13 protein-coding genes are annotated in these 19,013 nt (G+C 42.2%); 6 read left to right on the plus strand and 7 right to left on the minus strand.

All coding sequences use genetic code 11. The annotated features are described in order from the left end of the window. Nucleotides 1-202: 202 nt before the first annotated feature. Complete coding sequence (locus VE944_RS12235; RefSeq protein ID WP_324977248.1) at nucleotides 203-1,135, minus strand: glycosyltransferase family 2 protein; 933 nt, start codon at nucleotides 1,133-1,135, stop codon at nucleotides 203-205. A 292-nt stretch (nucleotides 1,136-1,427) separates the two neighbouring features. On the opposite strand from VE944_RS12235, the gene VE944_RS12240 reads away from it, so the two are divergent. Beyond that, nucleotides 1,428-4,109 (plus strand): U32 family peptidase, encoded by a 2,682-nt coding sequence (locus tag VE944_RS12240; RefSeq protein WP_324977250.1) that lies wholly within the window; start codon nucleotides 1,428-1,430, stop codon nucleotides 4,107-4,109. Between the two features lie 18 nt (nucleotides 4,110-4,127). Here VE944_RS12240 and VE944_RS12245 read toward each other — a convergent pair whose 3' ends face one another. Further along, entirely contained in the window at nucleotides 4,128-4,403 is a 276-nt protein-coding gene (locus tag VE944_RS12245) for a LysR substrate-binding domain-containing protein (protein ID WP_324977252.1), read from the minus strand. A gap of 117 nt (nucleotides 4,404-4,520) precedes the next feature. On the opposite strand from VE944_RS12245, the gene VE944_RS12250 reads away from it, so the two are divergent. Together VE944_RS12250 and VE944_RS12255 are read left to right on the plus strand one after the other, a co-directional pair. Next, nucleotides 4,521-5,297 carry a class I SAM-dependent methyltransferase gene (locus tag VE944_RS12250; RefSeq protein ID WP_324977255.1) on the plus strand — a complete coding sequence of 259 codons (777 nt, stop codon included), beginning with the start codon at nucleotides 4,521-4,523 and terminating at the stop codon, nucleotides 5,295-5,297. Between the two features lie 68 nt (nucleotides 5,298-5,365). Next, entirely contained in the window at nucleotides 5,366-5,914 is a 549-nt protein-coding gene (locus VE944_RS12255) for a hypothetical protein (protein ID WP_324977258.1), read from the plus strand. 82 nt (nucleotides 5,915-5,996) lie between these two features. Here VE944_RS12255 and VE944_RS12260 read toward each other — a convergent pair whose 3' ends face one another. After that, entirely contained in the window at nucleotides 5,997-7,157 is a 1,161-nt protein-coding gene (locus VE944_RS12260) for an extracellular solute-binding protein (protein WP_324977261.1), read from the minus strand. A gap of 357 nt (nucleotides 7,158-7,514) precedes the next feature. Here VE944_RS12260 and VE944_RS12265 point away from each other — a divergent pair, with 357 nt between their 5' ends. Both VE944_RS12265 and VE944_RS12270 read left to right on the plus strand, forming a co-directional pair. Further along, complete coding sequence (locus tag VE944_RS12265; RefSeq protein WP_324977265.1) at nucleotides 7,515-7,883, plus strand: hypothetical protein; 369 nt, start codon at nucleotides 7,515-7,517, stop codon at nucleotides 7,881-7,883. Nucleotides 7,884-8,230: 347 nt separating this feature from the next. Beyond that, nucleotides 8,231-10,345 (plus strand): di-heme oxidoredictase family protein, encoded by a 2,115-nt coding sequence (locus VE944_RS12270; protein ID WP_324977268.1) that lies wholly within the window; start codon nucleotides 8,231-8,233, stop codon nucleotides 10,343-10,345. A 129-nt stretch (nucleotides 10,346-10,474) separates the two neighbouring features. Here VE944_RS12270 and VE944_RS12275 read toward each other — a convergent pair whose 3' ends face one another. The 4 genes from VE944_RS12275 to VE944_RS12290 all read right to left on the minus strand — a co-directional run bounded on the left by VE944_RS12275 (nucleotide 10,475) and on the right by VE944_RS12290 (nucleotide 14,096). After that, nucleotides 10,475-11,071 carry a PEP-CTERM sorting domain-containing protein gene (locus VE944_RS12275; protein WP_324977271.1) on the minus strand — a complete coding sequence of 199 codons (597 nt, stop codon included), beginning with the start codon at nucleotides 11,069-11,071 and terminating at the stop codon, nucleotides 10,475-10,477. A gap of 295 nt (nucleotides 11,072-11,366) precedes the next feature. After that, entirely contained in the window at nucleotides 11,367-12,581 is a 1,215-nt protein-coding gene (locus VE944_RS12280) for a nicotinate-nucleotide--dimethylbenzimidazole phosphoribosyltransferase (RefSeq protein ID WP_324977274.1), read from the minus strand. Nucleotides 12,582-12,637: 56 nt separating this feature from the next. Beyond that, nucleotides 12,638-13,378: a DUF2232 domain-containing protein gene (locus VE944_RS12285; protein ID WP_324977277.1), complete on the minus strand. Its 741-nt coding sequence runs from the start codon at nucleotides 13,376-13,378 to the stop codon at nucleotides 12,638-12,640. Nucleotides 13,379-13,391: 13 nt separating this feature from the next. Further along, the gene (locus VE944_RS12290) at nucleotides 13,392-14,096 is read right to left on the minus strand and encodes a Crp/Fnr family transcriptional regulator (RefSeq protein ID WP_324977280.1); all 705 of its coding nucleotides are present in this window, start codon (nucleotides 14,094-14,096) and stop codon (nucleotides 13,392-13,394) included. A gap of 523 nt (nucleotides 14,097-14,619) precedes the next feature. Here VE944_RS12290 and VE944_RS12295 point away from each other — a divergent pair. After that, nucleotides 14,620-18,609 (plus strand): hypothetical protein, encoded by a 3,990-nt coding sequence (locus VE944_RS12295; RefSeq protein ID WP_324977283.1) that lies wholly within the window; start codon nucleotides 14,620-14,622, stop codon nucleotides 18,607-18,609. The last annotated feature ends 404 nt before the right edge of the window (nucleotides 18,610-19,013 follow it).

Genomic DNA, 19,013 nt, shown 5'->3' on the forward strand with positions numbered 1-19,013 from the left:
GTTAGAGTACTGTTAGATTTAGAAACTTATCAACAGCTAACTAACTTATCTGTAGACTTGGAATTATTGATTGGTTTAAATCTAGATGAATTGCAAGCTTTGGCAGAAAGTTATTTATCTCCCAAAGCTCAGATACAGTTACAGGAATTATTAGTTAAAAATTCTGACAATGCTTGATAAATTCAGCAGAAGACAGGCGAGATTATGCAGGCCATTTAGTGCTGTAGGCTTTAGTAAAGGATTCGCTTATTTCCTTCGTTTTAGCTCGGAACGGAATATCTATCAAAATATAAAATAACCATTTTACAGCTAGAGAAAATTGTCGCTTTTTGATAAATATAAATAGACGATTTGGTGTTTGTAAAACTTGATTATAAGGATGATTATCCCAATATTTATTCAACTCTGCTTTTGTAACTAGTCGTTTGATTATCAATAGAAATCCAAGAATTAACAAGCCATAGTACTGGAGAATAGATCCATATTTCAACTTTTCATAAAGGTAATTCAAATCTCCGCCTAGTCCTCTCCAAATTCTGTTTTCAGCAGGAGCTTGGAAATGATCTGCTTTGACTGCTTGAGCCTTAATAATCTTGAAACCATTCTTTTGTATTCGTCGTGCTAACTCGTGTTCGTCGCAAGCACTGCTTCTAAAATATCGAAGATTTGTATCGAAGCGAAAATTATTAAATATTTCTCGTCGTAATGACCAGAGGCTACCAGTGCCAAATGTTGTTGTTCCTTTACCAAAGCCACCATGTTCGTAAATACATCCCCAAATAGTCATCACATCTGGGTCTTCTGTATAGATTTTGATTAATTCATTAAAGCAATCAGGGAATGGACTCACATCGTCGTCCATCAGAACGACAATCTCACCTTTGGTGTGAGCAACACCGAGATTTCTAGAAAAGCAAGCTCCTTTGTTCTGATTATTTCGTAGAATAAGAAGGTTTTTTATATTCTTGTTACCAGTTTTTAGAAAGCTTTCTGTATCGTCAGTTGAGGCATCATCAACTATTACTACCTCATAATTTGGATAGTTGAGTTTAGCGATCGCTGGAAAAGTGTAGGTACGTAAACTTGAGGCTCTATTATATGTTGCAATTACAATAGATACCAATGGTTGTTCCATATACTTTAATCTGTATATATTTTCTAATGTATTTAATTGAAAGATTCTAAAAATTTAGATTAGAAAATTGCTAAAATCCTTAATATATAATAAGTTGATTAAATTTATACCTATCACCGTAGAATTACTAAAATATATAAGAAATAAGATTTAACATTATTTAGGAAAATACTTAAAAGCAGTAATCAGGAATTATCGAACTCCTGTTAATTTTGAATAGCGATCGCTCCCTCCCCACCATCCCTCAATAACTTCGATAAAATCACTATGGTGCTACTTAATCCTAAATCTGATGAAAAGCGATATCTCCGATGGGCTACGCCTACGCCCTTTTTCCCAACCCTCCCTTCAACGTCCCGAACTACTCGCGCCAGCAGGTAATTGGGACTGTGCCAAAGCTGCTGTGGAAAATGGGGCAGATGCGATTTACTTCGGTTTAGATCGCTTCAACGCCAGAATGCGGGCACAAAATTTTACTGAGGCAGACTTACCCCAATTGATGGCATTCTTGCATCGTCGCGGCGTAAAGGGTTATGTCACTGTCAACACACTAATATTTCCCAAAGAACTAGCAGAAGCGCAGCAATATCTCCGCACAATTATTGCAGCAGGTGTGGATGCGGTGATTGTTCAAGATGTAGGTATATGCCGTCTCATCCGTCACCTATCGCCCGATTTCCCCATCCATGCTTCCACCCAAATGACCATCACCAGTGCGGCTGGGGTGGAATTTGCCAAGTCCCTCGGCTGTCAATTAGTGGTGCTGGCGCGTGAATGTTCTCTTCAGGAAATCAATAAAATTCAGCAGCAAATTGCCCAACATAAAACTTCACTGCCCTTGGAAGTTTTTGTTCACGGTGCTTTGTGCGTAGCGTATTCTGGTCAGTGTTTGACCAGTGAGGCTTTAGGCGGACGTTCTGCCAATCGAGGCGAATGTGCCCAAGCTTGTCGGATGCCCTATGAGTTAATCGCCGATGGGGAAGTTGTAAATTTAAAAGAACGCAAATACTTACTCAGCCCTCAAGACTTAGCAGGCTTAGATGTTTTGCCCGATTTGGTGAAATCAGGAGTAACTTGTCTCAAAATTGAAGGTCGCTTGAAAGCTCCAGAGTATGTTGCTAATGTCACCCGTGTTTATCGGCAAGCCCTAGATGAGGTGATGACGGAATTGGAAAGACCTAACCCCCTAACCCCCTTCCCTACAAAGGAAGGGGAAATAAAAGCTCCCCTCTCCGAAGCAAAGCGGGGGAGAGGTCAATTAGATCAAGAACATTACAACTTAGAAATGGCATTTTCTCGCGGACTCTACATGGGTTGGTTTGGCGGGATTAATAATCAAGAACTAGTTCACGCCCGCTTTGGTAAAAAACGTGGGGTTTATTTGGGTGAAGTCAGCCGCATTCACAACGAACAGGTAACAGTCAAACTGGAAGCGCCTGTAAAACCTGGAGATGGAATAGTATTTGATTGCGGTCATCCAGAAGCGAAGGAAGAAGGCGGTCGGGTTTATGCTGTGGTGTCCAAAGGTAAAGAAACCATGCTGACATTTGGGCGAAATGATTTGAACCTGCGCCGAGTGCGTATAGGCGATCGCATTTGGAAAACCAGCGATCCAGAACTCGATAAGCAACTACGTCAGAGTTTTGCAGGCGAGAATCCTCAATTTCAACGTCCGATTGATGTAGAGGTTTATGGAGAAATTGGTCAGCCACTAATTGCGATCGCTCGCGATCGACTCGGTAATATTGTCCAAGTAGAGTCTGCAATTTCGCTGGTGGAGGCACACACCAAACCCCTAGATGCAGACCGTTTACAAGAACAATTCGGTCGTCTCGGTAACACACCTTTTTGTTTGGGAACGCTAACTAACCACCTCAGTGGTACTTTTATGCTACCCGTCAGTGAATTGAACCGAATGCGGCGGGAAATCGTAGCACAGTTGGAAGAATTGCGAAGTCAACCCAAACGCTGGCAATTACGTTCTGATGTCTCTTTCCAAGACTTACTACCATCCTCATCTCCCTCATCTCCCACCCTGCGGGAAGCTAAAGCTACATCTCCCTCACTCATCGTTTTAGTACGAAACCTCAAGCAACTCCAAGCTGCCCTGAAAGCTGGTATTGAAACCCTATACTGTGAATTTGAAGACCCCCGCGCCTACCGAGAAGCCGTTCAAATGGTGCGCCAACAAAAGCAAAAAAACAAAGCAGACAATTCTTCACTCCTAACTCCTAACTCCCAACTCCCCACTCCCCACTCCCCACTCCCTACTATCTGGGTTGCACCTCCCCGAATTACCAAACCGGGGGAAAATTGGATTTTGCAGCAAGTACGTGCCTGTGAAGCAGATGGCTATCTAATACGCAACTATGACCAATTGCAATTCTTTGCTCAAGACCGTTGTATTGCAGATTTTTCGCTCAACGTTGCTAATCCTTTAACAGCAGACTACTTTCAGCAACACTTTGGTTTAGAAAGGCTGACGGCATCCTATGACCTGAATATTACCCAACTACAAGACCTGCTCGCTAGTTGCTCACCCCAGTGGTTTGAGGTGACAATCCATCAACACATGCCGATGTTTCACATGGAGCATTGTGTATTTTGTGCCTTTCTATCGACAGGTACAGACTACACTAACTGTGGACGACCTTGTGAAAAGCAGGAAGTTAAATTGCGCGATCGCGTTGGTAGCGAACATGTCCTCAAAGCAGATGTAGGTTGTCGCAATACTGTATTTAACGGCACTGCTCAAACGGGAGCTGAGTACGTACAGCGCCTCATAGAACTGGGATTACGTCAGTTTCGCATCGAATTTGTGAATGAAACACCAGAACAAGTGAGTAAAACAATACATTGCTATACTCAACTACTGCAAGGTGAGATTACAGGTTCCCAACTCTGGCGCGAGTTGAAACTGCAAAATCAATTAGGCGTAACTCGTGGCCCTATGGGAGTGTCTGCATTGCGGTAATAATTGTTGCTGCCCTATTCACCACTGTTGGGCAGCTTGTTTAACTATTTCCACAAGCTTCAACACAGTTGGCGATGTCTCGTTTTTTCGCCAAATCATTGCAATGGCTACTTTTGGCGTAGGTTCTTCTAAAGTTTTATAAATTACCCCAATCCGTTGCAAATTTTGCAAAGATGCTGGGACGATCGCCACACCCATCTCGGCTGCTACCCGCCGCCCGTCCAAAGTGCAATTCTTCGGCCAAGGTGACAAAGTAGCGCAAGTGCCGTAATTCCATCTGTTACTTAAACTCATATCTTTAAAATATTAGTTAAGGTAAAAATATATATTGGACATAATTAAAAATCTTTTTTATTGTGATGATCAGGGGGTCATCAATCAGCAAATCAACACACTGTAATTTCACTACTTATGAATAATCTTTCAATACCTAAAAATTCTTGGGATGCTGCTCTTTACCAAGATAAACACGCCTTTGTCTGGCAGTATGGTGAGGACTTGCTAAAATTCCTCAACCCTCAGCCAGGAGAATCCATTTTGGATCTTGGCTGTGGTACTGGACAACTCACCGAAAAAATTGCCCAAGCTGGTGCTGAAGTCATGGGAGTTGATTTTGCACCCGCGATGATCGAAAAGGCCAGAGAAAACTATCCCCATATCCACTTTAATGTTGCTGATGCTAGAAACTTTCAAGTAGACAGGCCATTGGATGCTGTGTTTTCCAACGCTGTACTACATTGGGTGAAAGAAGCAGATAATGCAATCGCTTCCATCCATCAATCCCTAAAGCCCGGAGGCCGTTTTGTGGCAGAATTTGGGGGTAAGGGAAATGTGCAAGCGATCGCCACAGCTTTAGAAAGCGCCTTAGAAGCAATCAATATCCCTGCACAAGCCCTAAATCCGTGGTATTTCCCTAGTATTGGTGAATACGCCACCTTACTAGAACACCAAGGCTTTGATGTCATTCATGCCATGCTTTTCGCTCGTCCGACTCCTTTAGCAGAAGGAGAAGCAGGTATGGCAAACTGGATTGGGATGTTCGCCAGCAGTTTTTTAGCAGGACTTTCTAGTGAGCAACAAATACAAATAATTCGCGTCGTTGAGGAATATCTTAAGCCAATATTGTATCAACAAGGAACTTGGATAGCAGACTATCGAAGAATTTGCATCGTTGCCATTAAACTTTAAAATGTGCGAATTTTTACTATTGCCTTAATTACGAATTACGAATTACGAATTACGAATTAGTATCAGCTATGCATATACCTAAATTGTGCGATGCCTGCGGCGGGCGTAGCCAACGCCACAGATTACTTTCATTATTACTAACCATTAGCCTCACCACTTTACTAGTCCCGCCTTCGCTAGCGCAAACCCGCCCAATACCATCGCCTTCTAATGCACCTCTGGAACTAGATTTATTGACCAAACCAAAAGACTATGTAATCACAGCTAACACCATAAACCCAGAACGATTAACCGTTCCCAGTTTATGGTGGGCACAACAAAACTCTGAGACAAAGCTATTGGATAATTGGATAGCATATCCAACTTCTGAAAAAGAACCTGCACGAGTAGACTTGATCGTGAATCAGCAAATTTGGAGCTTACTAGACTCTATACAGCGTTACGACTTCGTAAATCGCTTGGGTAGCGCTGCACGTAACTTTGGTTATAATGTCCGGGTATTTAACTATCAAAAAGAACCCTTGGCAACCTACACTTGCAACTTTAGTACAAGTCCAGCTTTATGCAGTATTCAAACGACTTTTAAGAACAAGATAGGGTTAGAGCGTTTACTCTAGTTAGGAGTTAAGAGTTAGGAGTTAGGAATTGGAGGAGATGAGGGAGATGGGAAAATTTCAATTCCCAATTCTCAATTCCCAATTAAACCTTAATTTTGGCGAATAAAGACTCGTATTGTTTTATTATTGATGGGGGTAAGGGAAGCAAAAATTCGCTTTTATTAAAAAATTGGCGATTGCTCTCTAACAAACTCCATAATGGTTCTTGGATATCGGAAGCGACAATATTTGTAGAAATTGGCGAATTACTTTTGGTCAGCACCGAAATTTGTTTAGCTGTGCTTGGTTGCCAACAAAAGTCAATCCATTGATCTGATAAAGTACTCTTAGTAGTAATACCTGCGGGACGTACCCACAAGTCTGCCCATATTGCTGTTCCTGATTGGGGAATAACTGCACCAAGTTGCGGATAACGTCCCAGAACTGGCAATACATCGCTTGACCAACCAACCGCTACCCAAGTGTCTCCCATAATTAGAGGTTCTAAGTAGTTATTGGAACTGTAGAACTTGACCTGTTTGTTTAACGTCTGTAATTCCTTTTCCAAGTCTGGTACTTGGTCAAGATTCTCTGTATTATAAGATTTTCCTAGCTTCTTTAAGACTAAACCAATAACTTCTCGTGGTTGATTGAGTAGCGAAACGTGCTGCTGCAATCCATCTCGCCACAAATCACTCCAATCTTTGGGCGTCCATCCCAATTTTTGCAACTTGTCACGGTTATAAACAATTACTGTGCTACCCCACCGATAAGGCGCACCCCATACTTTCCCTTGAGTATCCAAGTTACCTTGGTCGTTGCGCGTTACCAGTTGTTTCCACCTTTCATCTAAAGCAGACCACTGCTTTAATTGGTTTCCCTGTACCTCTTGGAGTGGTTGAATCAGTTTCTGCTCAATAGCTGCTTTTAGCCAGTAATCTCCCAATGTCACCAGGTCTGCATCAGCTGTTTTTTGACCTTGCATAAAGGGTATAAAGCGTCTCCATGCCTGCTCATCAGTGGCTTTTGGTTTCTGCTGCCAATTTTGTAATTGCTGAAATAAACCTTGTATCTGCTCAACCGGAGCAAACTTTAACTGCACCTGTTGCTGCAAACCTTTGTGGAACTGATTAACCACCTGACCAGGTATAGAACCTTTTAATAACTGTACTTTTAGTTGCGTCTGGTTGTTTCCACCACAGCCAAAAAGCAGTTGTGAAAGTGCCAGTGTACTTGTACTTAGTAAAAAAGACCGTCGATCCATTGATTTTGGATTTTGAGATTTTAGATTATATCTAATATTAAGCAGAGATTTACCAGAGGCTGACTAAGTGAAAAGCTGTAGTTAGAAAATTAACGGTATTTTGTCTTGGCAATACCGATAATTTTGACTATTTGAATCAAAATAGCGATTTTTTGAGCAAATGGCTATATAAAAATGAAATTATCTTCATAATTTTCCTCATTAGTACTTATAGCTAAATTTTACTTGTATTTTTAAGTAATGATTTAAATGTCACATTTCCACCAAAAATTATCAATACTTAAATAATCCATAAGTATCGTTAAGGTTGGGAGTAAATTGAATAACATATAGAAAATGTACGGATGAGGGTATTAAATGGAGCCATTACAGAAGCAAATCCTGACTTTAAGCCAAAAACTCGATGCCCTCTGCCAAGTAATTGAGCAGCTTGATGGTAAAGTCACTCAAGCTTTTTCAGAGTGTTCTTTAGCAAATACACAAAGTAAGGATAATTATCAGGAAAATGGCGCAACTGATGGCTACCAGTTCAGACGTAACAATTTAAATTCAGAAATGGAACACAAGGATGTCTTGATAGATGGCATTTATCTAGATATGCATCGTCAAGGTGGAGATAACATAACACCAGAAATTCAAATACAACGACTTACAGCGCAATTAACAGCAGCATACAATCGCATTGCTGCCTTAGAAGAACAATTACTCAGAGAGAGAATTCATTAAATTTAACCTGAGTTCAACGAATTAAAAAAATGGCTGGAGGTAGGGAAGGCAAGCCTTTAAATTCAATGCCAAATCATGGCTTTATGTCCATGACACTATCCCACTATTCTAAAAATCCCTACTTCTTTCCGTAAAATGTGCTTGAAAACCTTAATTTTTAGTTTTTAGTTCTCAATAAGCTTAAGCTTTGTAGCAATAAATATTATTAGTAATATAGGTTTATATATTTATTAAGTATAAGCAACTAGTCCAGCCATAAAATTGATAAAAAACTTAAACACATTATTACATATATTTACGTAAGAGTATGATATATCTACGTTAGAGCTTTTAGTGAGTACCTCACTATGAAACAAAAAAAAAATAACCCTAAGACTGGTGCTTTTAGGGTATTGTATGGTTCAAAAACCAAGCTTTTCTTATTAATCTGCGTTTTTATCATTAGTGTTTTTGGCATCTTGTTATCAAATTGGTTGATGACGAGTCAGACAGCTTTCGCTAAGATTGACCTTTTGCAACCTGCTCCTACTCAACCACTAGGCTACTACGACTATTTCGGCAAACTACTTAGCCCTCAAGAAGCAGCAGGGGTAGTTGCAAATAAGGGACTTGATCCTAATAACCCCATTTCCTATCAACGGGTAGGGGCAGTTAAAATTACTAAGGAATTAATTGCCCAAGGTGAAGATATATTCTTCAACCGGAAGATTGGCGACACATTTGGTTTGCAAGGGGTATTTGGTTTTGGACTTGGCATTGCTAGAATTTTGCCAGAATTACAGACAGCAATAGTTAAGTTGCAAGGTCAACCGACAACGAACTTACAAATTATTCTTGAGAAGAATATAGCGTTAGGTAGTCAAACTTTTCCTAAAGGAAGTGTCATTAATACAGGCTTAAAAATGGAAAAGGGAGGGTCTTTTCCCGTTGGGCTGGGAATCACAGTTAACAGAACAACAAATACATCTCAGATTGACCTTCGTTGTGCTGGTTGCCACATATCCCTTTCAAAGAAAGGTGAACGTCTTTTAGGAGTACCTAATGGCGAAATTGCCACGCCTCTACTGATTGCCTTATCACCAAATACAGCCGCAGGGTTTGCACGGTTAAACTTTAACCCTCTAGACCCACAATATAAAGGCAATGGCAAGACGATTATTGACAGTAAAGGTAATAAAGTAGAATTACCTGATCCTGAAAAGTTTGAAAAAGCCTTTGATGATGCTGTTTTAGATGTACCTTTCGGTAATTTCGAGAGTTCACCAGATGGTATTAGAAACACTACTCAAATCCCTAGTGTTTTCACCTTTAAGGATCATCCTTATGGGGCTGATGGACAGTTTGCTGTCGGCCCGTTTGCAGGATTGAGTACTATCAACAATGGTGTTCACTCTTCGGAAATCAATCTGTCGGCAGCTGCTCAACTCAGTGCAAAAACCCTTGGTATTGATCCAGAGGTTTATATTGGTACATTTTTGCAAAACGCTGCCACTCCCAGCCTACGCTTACCAGAAGGAGTGATAGTAAAACCCTCACAATGGCTGCGGAAGCTTGCACCGAATCCTACACAAGCAGAATTAGAAGACCAAGTTCCTGCTCCTGGCACAGGAAATTACCCAAACCTGCGCCCCAGTTTATTTACTTACAACGGTTTGGTTTTTAGCCCGAATACTGGAAAGCCCAGTGATATCGCCAGTGGAACTTTCTTATTTGCTAGCAACGCCATGTCTGCTTTCCAAAATAGCTTAGTACCACCTGCCAACCAGACTTCGGAAAACTGGCAAGCGTTGAACAGCAATTCTGTTAAGCGTGGCGCAAAAGTATTTGAGAAAGCTAATTGTGCAACTTGCCATCTTCCACCTTTCTTCACTGACAATCAAATTCATCCAATTGATGAAATTCGTACTAACCCCGCTCGTGCCCAATCTCGCTTGGGAGTGAGTAATTTGTTAGTACCACCCAAGCTATACACTTTTAACACTCCAGTTCCCATACCCGCTAAAGCTGAAGTGCTAGATGTACCAACGCAGGGTATCTCCGATAGTCCTACGACTCTACCCAAAGGTATATTGCCAAAAGGCGGTTACAAAACTACTTCCTTGCGTGGTCTTTATTTAAGCGCACCATATTTGCATGATGGTGGTGTAGCAGTACGAGCAGGAAGTCTAAAAGTTGACTCAAATGGAATCGCGGTTGTTGACAAGACTGGCTTAGGGCTTTCTGGCACTCTCAGTCAAGGTATACCTGCCGATCCAGCTAGTAGCTTACGTGCCTTAGTTGATCGCGATCTTCGTGCAAAAGTTGTGAAAGCTAACAAAGCTAACCCTAGTTTAGTGCGTAGTAACCTTGATGGCACTGGTCATTATTTCTACGTAGATAGGCAGTCTGGGTTTAATTCAAACCAGCAAACAGACCTAATTAATTTCTTGCTAGCACTTGATGACAATCCTGGAAGTTTTTAATTTTAGTTACAGCTAATATCCTATGTTAATACCAAGTCGTCTAGTGACATATCATGAACGCGACTTGGTATTACTGTAAAAGTAGGATAGCAAGCACATTTTTTTAATGCAATCTAGATTGCAGATGCACTATGAATCTAACAGATAGATATTGTTATAGAGCTTCTTCTGGGAAGCTACTGCTTGCTTTCGCTTCATCCACCAGCCAAAACCAAGAGCAACCAATGAACCACTTACTGTGTAGGGTTCGGGAACAGGACGTGGTACGACACTAAAGCTGCCATAATCTACATCGCTTGAAAGCTCTGAATAACCTTCATTGAAACTACTATAAAATACGTTAACGTTTCCATTTCCGTCTTCTCCGCTTCCAGAAACCAGGTAAGAAAGACCGTTCTGAGTTAACAGGGGCGTACTCGCATTCAACAGATTATCATTGATTCCGTATGTACCTGGTGAGAGTATTCCAATGATTGTCTCGGAAATTCCTTGAATCGTCCTTGTTCCAGTTATTTCTGTGATTGTGTAATTGTTTTTTATAGGATCTAAATCGGTGGTGGTAAGAGTGCCGCTAGCGGAAATCCCTGTACCATTTGCTTCATCACTGGGAAAAGAGTATTGAAAATCAAATAGCTGTACAGCTTGTGCCGCAGAAGATGCATCGACACCAGTAATACTGATGACAGCACTAGCGGTAGCAATACCAAGCTTTTTTACTAATTTCATCAGATAATTCTCCTGAAAAACAAGAAGGTAAGCAAAGTTGCATAGTTCAAATTGTTAGAAAGACGCTCTTACGCACAGAGAAGTCAAGAGTTTCTGGCTTCCTGAGAGCAAAAGTTCGTGAAACACGCAGATGCAATTTGAATAACGATTAGATTATTAACTGTTGATTTGGCTAAGTAAAGCTTTGCGTAAAATTGTAGCGTTGTTTAAACGCACAGAGAAGTAGCATCGGAGGAAACCTCCGCCTATAACTTTGGTGGGGCGCGGAATCTTGCCGAATTTAATTCGCTAAGAATTAATGAGATGCTGTACTTAGCCGTTCAAGTTGGGCTTCAATAGCTGCCAAAAGCTGGTGTTGCTGCCAATCTTGACTAAGATGAGCGGCTATGCAAGCGGCTCCAGCGCCCATACCTTCTTTTACAAAGCCCTGCTCATAAGCTCTGAGTTGGGGATAACGAGAATCAGCAAAGCTTAGATGAGTTGCTAATAGGGGAGGAGTTTTTCCACTCTGAGTTAAGCTGGCTTTTTCTAAGTTGAGAGCTAAGTCAACTGTAGCACCAGTAGGATCTTCTGCCACCCAGCGAGTTGTGCCTACAACTACTTCTTCAGGTTGCCATGATAAGGCGTAAGTTTGAGCGATCGCACTGATCAGCGCATAAACCGCCAGCATTTGCGTCCCACCAGCGAGCATTACACCACAACTCCGACTAGCAGCGATCGCCATCCCAGCTACCACCACTTGCATCGGATCACCCACAGCAGCGACGAGTTGCAAGGGGTTAACTGGGGAGGATGAGGAGGACAAAGTAAAATTTTCTCCCCCTGCTCCCTCATCTCCCCCTGCTCCCCCTGCTCCCTGCTCTCTGCTCCCCCTCATCTTCTCTAGCCCAGCTTGCACTAGTGCCCACTTTTGCGCGTGGTTACAAATAGGGTGGCTACTGTTAACTTTTCCGGCAGCATCTATACCCAAACCAGTTAAGATTGCCAGGGCAGTTGTAGTACCTCCAACGACGCACTCACCGAGAATCACATAGTTATGTTGGTTATTGGCAGCAAGGCGTTCGCCCCAAACTAGCCCTTGTTTAAACAAGTGATGTACAGTTGTGATTTCCATAGCAGCACCACTACTTAAACACCGAGCAGCTGTGCCGCCCAAATCAATTACTGGCACAGCCGGAGGCTGGGGTAAACCAGCATTAAACAAATGAACTGGTATTTTTAGTGACTCAAAGACAGCGCGAGAAATCAGCACAGGTGAAGCCCCGGCCGTTAATGGTGGTAAGGGATATTGGGCTTTATATTCTGAGCCATAATACAAAAACTCGGCATCGGCACAAGCAGTATATTTCCGATCCTCTGGAGTGCGACCGGCTGCTGAAATACCTGGAATTAAACCAGTTTCAGTAAATCCTAAAACACAGGCAAATACGGGTAGACAGCCACGATACCGTCGTAGCCATTCTTCACCCTGTTCTTTTTGCGTATAAATGCGAATTTGGGAATTGGGCATTGGGTATTAGTTAGGACTTATCATTTAACCAAAGACAAATGACAAATGACTAATAACTATCCTTCATAATCCATGAGGACTTGTACCCAGCGTGGTGGAGGGGGAATGGGGTTGCCCAAACGATCAAAAAGCAACCATGCTGCTAGGTGTACCACAAAAAGGTAGATAAAGTTGTTGAGTAGAATTAAAGCGATCGCTCCCACTTGAATTAAAAACACACTAGGACTCGTTAACAAACTCAAGTTAAAAAATACCCACTCTATGAACTCAGTCACCTGGGTAATTACATAAATCCATAGGTCTTCACCTGACAAAACAGACAGCAACCACAGCCGAAAAAAGACCCCCAAAGTACCCAACAGTGTACCCAAGGTGATAGAAGTAATCCAAGGAACACGACGACGATACCATGTTGCTCCTAAAAGCACGCCCATAAACCCGTAGGGCATGACAAACAGCAAACTGCGGGCTGGCCCCATCAGTACCATCAGCAGTAACCCGGAGGTGAGTGCTGCCATCCATGCCGCACGCCTGCCCCAACGCAGATAAACTAAAGCGATCGGTACCGGAAAAAATATCCGCAAAACTGGCCCTAAGGGAAAGTAGAAATTAATAAACCAAATTAAGCTAGCGGCACTTGCTAAAAATGCTGTTTCTACCATTCTTAAGGGCGCATCAGCTTTGAGTTGAGGAGGCATTAACTGCTGTTCTTTGTCTAACCAATGATTTTGGGGAGTTGGAGGCTCAGGCAATGGATCTTTCTCTGGCTCATCTGGCAAAGAATCTAAAATACTCATATCTGACAAGTTTTTAAACGATCATTCTTTCTAAGGCTGACAAATCGGGAATACAAATAGTGTCTTGATCCCGTTTAATCAAGCCTTTTTTTTCTAGCCTTGTCAACACTCTTGTTACAGTTTCCCGTGCCAGTCCGCTCAAACTACTCAATTCCCGATGAGGTAAATTGGGGATTTCGGTTCCTGTTTGCCCTTTTTTTCCCTGTCCTTCTGCCAAAAATACCAACGTATCTGCCACCCGTGACTGACTATCAGATTCCCGCAACCGCAATCGGCGATTTACTTGCCGCAAGCGTCGTGCCATTAGTTGCGCCAATCGAACTCCCGCTAAGGGTTCTATCTGAAGTAACTTGACAAAATCCTGAGCAGGCATACTACCAATTACCGTTGGGGCCAAGGTAATCACATCTGTAGATCGAGGCACTTCATCTAGCGCCGCCATTTCACCGAACAATTCCCCTTTACCAAGAATATTCAGTGTTACCTCTTTTCCCTCCAGATTGTAGGTGCGAATTTTTACCCATCCGTCCAAGATAAAATACACAGAACCGCCCCAGTCATTTTCCAGCAGAATTACCTGATTGGCTGGGTGAGTGCGGGTAACAAGATGGATGAGGGCTGATTCTACAGCAGTTTCTGGCAACCCTTGAAAAAAGGGAGCTGACGACATGATCATCCAGGAATTAGCCTGTGCTTGCAAGCTATATCGGTCTTCCATTACGACATCTTTATTCAAGCGGCTATATATATACACACAACAAACAAGAGCGCCATTTTCAGCCTAAGCTATCATTGCACAGCTCCCTTTCAAAAAGAAAACTAAACTATGCTACATAAGAAAGCGACAAGAACCTTTTTCTAAATAATCTTTACCTATAAGTTTAAACGGGGTAAAAGTTTTGCAAAAAGTAGTTTATAGCCGACGGTTGTATTGCTTAGGGGCTAGCTGCACTGCAAACTTGATTAGTTCACAATAATATAGGCAAACAACATTAATGATACTAAAGGGAGTAAATTATTGCTCAGGTATTTTAGCCATTTTCAAAAATAGGCAATTAATGATCTGTAAAACTAAGCTTTCACACAAAGGCTGACTGAAGATTGCCACGACTCGCAGTAATCCATAACATAATGACAGTTACAAGTCGAAAGCGGCTTCTGCCACTCAAAACTTCTCCTATCGGTGATTGTAAAGTAATTGTCAGATTATTTGACATACATCTCTAAGTAAGGTAACAAAAGTGACTTCCAGTGCAGACGAAATTCAAAAGCTGATCGCAGACATTGACAACTTACTTGCCAGTGGTGGCAAGCGTATGTCTAGATTTCTGTCTGGTCAGGCGCAAGAGCCTAAAGAAGTTTTAGAACGAATTCGCAACTTCTTGGTAAGGCTAGAAGAAAAAGAAGCATTAGAGAATAGCATCCCAAATGAGTCTTCTGAAGAACCGCGATCGCCTTTATTAACAAAATTTATTGAGCAAGGTTATAATCAGTACCCACTACCCCGACCCGAACCCAATCATGAACAGAGTACTGTTGGGGTAGGACAATTAAAAAGTGAATTTTCGAGCTTGATCCAGCCATTGCGATCGGAATTAGAATTGCTCTTGCAAGAGCGAGGCGCTCTCATACAGGAAATTAGGCAGCTAGAGCAAAGGCGATTGCAAAATTACTCCTTAGCGCAGCAGTTGACAAACCAGGAGCAGATGATTACCGAGTTTTTACAGGTACTTATGAGTCGTCTTGTGCCAACTTTAACGCCACAGCTAACACAGACGCGGGAAAATTCCGCCACTTCAGGAGCAAATAGTGCAAACTCAGAACCAGGAATCTCTGCAACTCAACCGTTATTAGAATCACCAGACTCAGAGGAACGTTTAACTCACCTGGCCAGGGAGTTGGATCAACGTTTATTGTCACTAGATGGGACTGTAAATGTAGTATTTGAAGCACTACAGCGCAACATTAATACTTATCACGAGTCCCTGTCGCAAGCATTGGCAAGAATGCATAGTCAGGGGATGCAAGGCGAACAATTGATGGCCAGCTTTCTCAACAATTTGACCCAGCATTTGCAGCAGCAATCCCCTAGTTCCCAACCATCTTTCCTTGAGGTCGAATCTGATACACCAGCATCATTAACTGACCCCGCCGAGATTTCTGCTGGAGTTGCACCCCAATCCTTAGAGCTTATACAGCCAGAAACATCTTCACTCACAATTGATCCTAACCAACAGGATACTAACACTACAGAAGATTTAGATGCAGCGCTGTTGCAGCTTGGTATAGATTCGTCTCAATCTTTCCAGCAGACTGAATTACCGCAAGATATTTCTGCGTTAATTGGTGATGAAGTAGACCAACTTTACGCCAGCTTGTTTGGTACTGGTGATGTTAATAATCCAAGTCTTGAAGTTTCCACAGCCTCAGAATCAACGTTAAACATTGCTGAGGGCGCATCTGTCTCTCCAACTGTGGATTCTGAAGCTGTAACAGCAGATACGACGGATCTGTTCGATCTGGGCAACTTTAACCCAGAAACAACCCAACAGACTCCAGTAGAAACTACAGCATTATCAGATTCACAGGAAGAACTATTTTTTGAAGAAGATACAGATATAGAGCTTGTTAGCTTTACTCCACAAGCAGTTGGCGCAATAGACAGCTTGGAGATCGGCAATCAGCCAGCTAGCGCTGATACAATTAATACTCTAACTGAACTATTGCCTGATACAGGTAATGAGCAGGAACTGCTGGAAGTGTCATTTTTTGAGGATAATGGCATAATTACAGCACCAGTTACTCCCGAAGTAGCGGAAATTGCAGAAATTGCGATTGCCAAACCGGAAGTACTAATTAACGATAATCAGCCAGAACTGTCTTCAGATGACTACATTGCTGCCTCGCCACAAGAAAACTTGCTTTGTGTTGAGTCAAATCAGGCTCCAGCCGTACTTGATATTTCTTTAGATGAAGAACAGTTGCAACAATTAGATCGGGATTTAGCTAATTTTGATTTACAGCTAAATTCTGAGTTGCAGCCAGCTACCAACTTGGATATTTTCTCAGAACTACTTGATGAAAATCTACACATAATTCCCATAACTTCCCCTGAGCCGCCAACAGAAAATCTCCAAATAGTAGAAAATACCTCAGCAGTTCCTCAGATAGAAACTGAACAAGAAAAGGAAGTCACTATTCCTGTTGAAGAAAGTTCTTTACCTCCAATTTCCAACTCCATCAACAATCCAGAATCACTCAATGTTCTAGAATCTGTCTGGTATTTAGGAATTGATTTAGGTACAACAGGAATTTCTGCGGCATTATTAAATCGCTCTACTTTTGTTGTACATCCTATCTACTGGTCAGCAGAAAATCCGCCGGGAACAACTTCCTTTCAGCAATCATTTCGTTTACCAACAGAGGTTTATCTGCCTACAGCTTCTGTACCCCACGGAGAAAACGAAAGTATCGAAGTACATGAGCGGACTGCACCTGCGGCTGTTGCCCAAGATAAAGTACCCGATCGCGCCAACACTCCTGCAACACGGACAACAACAGATGCGACGATAAATAATCTCTACTCGGCGCAGTTGAAGCCCTATTTACAAGTAGCCATTCCCTACAAGAGTGAACGGCAAAAATGGGAACCTGTTTTGCAATTAAATGAATTTTCGGCAGGGCCTTTGATTTGGATTGTGCGATCGCTCTCTAAACTACTATTAACCCTCAAATCCGAAAAAACTTGTACCACCCCTAGTTTAATGGCTACTGCTATGGGGATCAGCGAACAAGATTTCCCCAAAATTATCAATAATATTGCTGGTGTAATTTGCACCTGTCCATCTAGTTGGTCGGAACAATACCGCTTTAACGTGCGGTCAGCTTTACTTACCAGTAAACTCATCCAACATCCGCAGCAAGTCTTTTTTGTCGAAGAAGCGATCGCTAGTCTACTCCCAGAACTTGATGCTGCTAACGGTGAGCAAGTAAAATTAAGCCAACATCAGGGTTCTCATCCGGCAAAAACCAGCGAAAATCCCATTGTTGGTAATACCCTTGTGATTAACATTGGGGCAACTGCCACAGAAATGCTGCTGGTCAATCTCCCAGAAACATTGCAGCAATTGACATACAATGATTTCATGCTCCACAGTTTTGCTTATGCTGGCAAGGGAATTGAACAAGATATAATCTGCCAGTTGCTATTGCCACCTAAATCTCGGCAATCACGCCAAGAAATACAAAGCGATGCCTGCGGCGGGCTAGGCCTACGCAAAACTACTGCCAATAATGCTTGGCAATGGCAACCGTCAATTCCCGGTTTAGACCAAATGCGTTGGCAGAGTTTAGGGTTGGAAGCATTAGAACTACCCAGAGTCGGAGAGCCAGATATCACCGCTCGGATTCGCCTCCAGCAGCGTCTAGAAAGTTCCCTGCTGGGACAGGCGGTATTAGATGCCGCACTAGCTCTAAAGCTGATTTTGCAACACGAAGAGTCTTTTACCTTAGAATTAGCCGATCAGCAGTGGATTTTGCAGCGACGAGATTTAGAAAGCCAGGTATTTATCCCCTTTGTGCGTCGCCTGAACCGAGAACTCAACAAGTTATTGGTAGCTCGTGGCATCCCCACAGAATCCATTAATCAAGCTATCCTGACTGGTGGGGTGGCTTGTGTCGGGACGGTGAATCGTTGGCTACGGCAAAAACTCCCCAGCGCTAAGATTATTCAAGATTTATATCTTGGCGAAAACGGCGCTCCTAATTGCAGTCGCGTTGCTTATGGTTTGGCGATGCTGCCTCTGCATCCCCAGATATTAGATATACCCAGGCAACAATACACTGATTATTTCCTATTTACAGAATTGCTGCGGTTGCTACCAGATCGACCCTTATCTTTCGGTGAAGTTATCCAGTTATTTGAGGGCCGTAGGATCAATACTCGCACTTGTCAGCAACGTCTGCTGGCTTTTTTGGAAGGTGAACTGCCTTCGGGTTTGATACCTTCAGTTACAGATTCGGCTTGGCTAACTCAGAGTTCGCAAGAAAATCCTGACTATCAGGCGATCGCTACAGCACCGCTTTTTGAAAAACAAGGGAGTCTCACATATCGTCCCAATTCCCAACAACTGTTGTCTTTGCGTCGCTATCTAGATGCAATCAAGGCTAGTAATCAGCAATCACTGGAGGAAGCATACTTAGCGAATTTCGCTTTAGAGGTTAATCATTGAGATTAGTAAGTAAGTCGGTGCGAATAAATTGAACTATTTTAAGTAATGTAAAATTATTGTAATCGATTTCGTAGTCAGGACTTTAGCCCTTCTTTTAGGACTAAAGTCCTGACTACATACCTTTAATTATTTACGCCGTTTTACTTACATTACGGATGAACCTATCCTACTAATAATATATGTGCTACAAAGCTTAAGCTTATTGAGAACTAAAATCGAAAAATCAAGGTTTTAAGCACATTTTCCGAAAAGAAGTAGAGATTATTAGAAGAGTGGGATAGGTTCATGTGTCTTTCTGAGTCGGTCACATCCTGATGAGCTTTCAACTTTCAACACTGTAATGCTTTGGATGTAGTATATCCATAACACTAGCTTTTTTAGCTTATGAGATGATACTGTAATTT

Source organism: Nostoc sp., assembly GCF_035638895.1.
Classification (GTDB): Bacteria; Cyanobacteriota; Cyanobacteriia; order Cyanobacteriales; family Nostocaceae; genus Nostoc.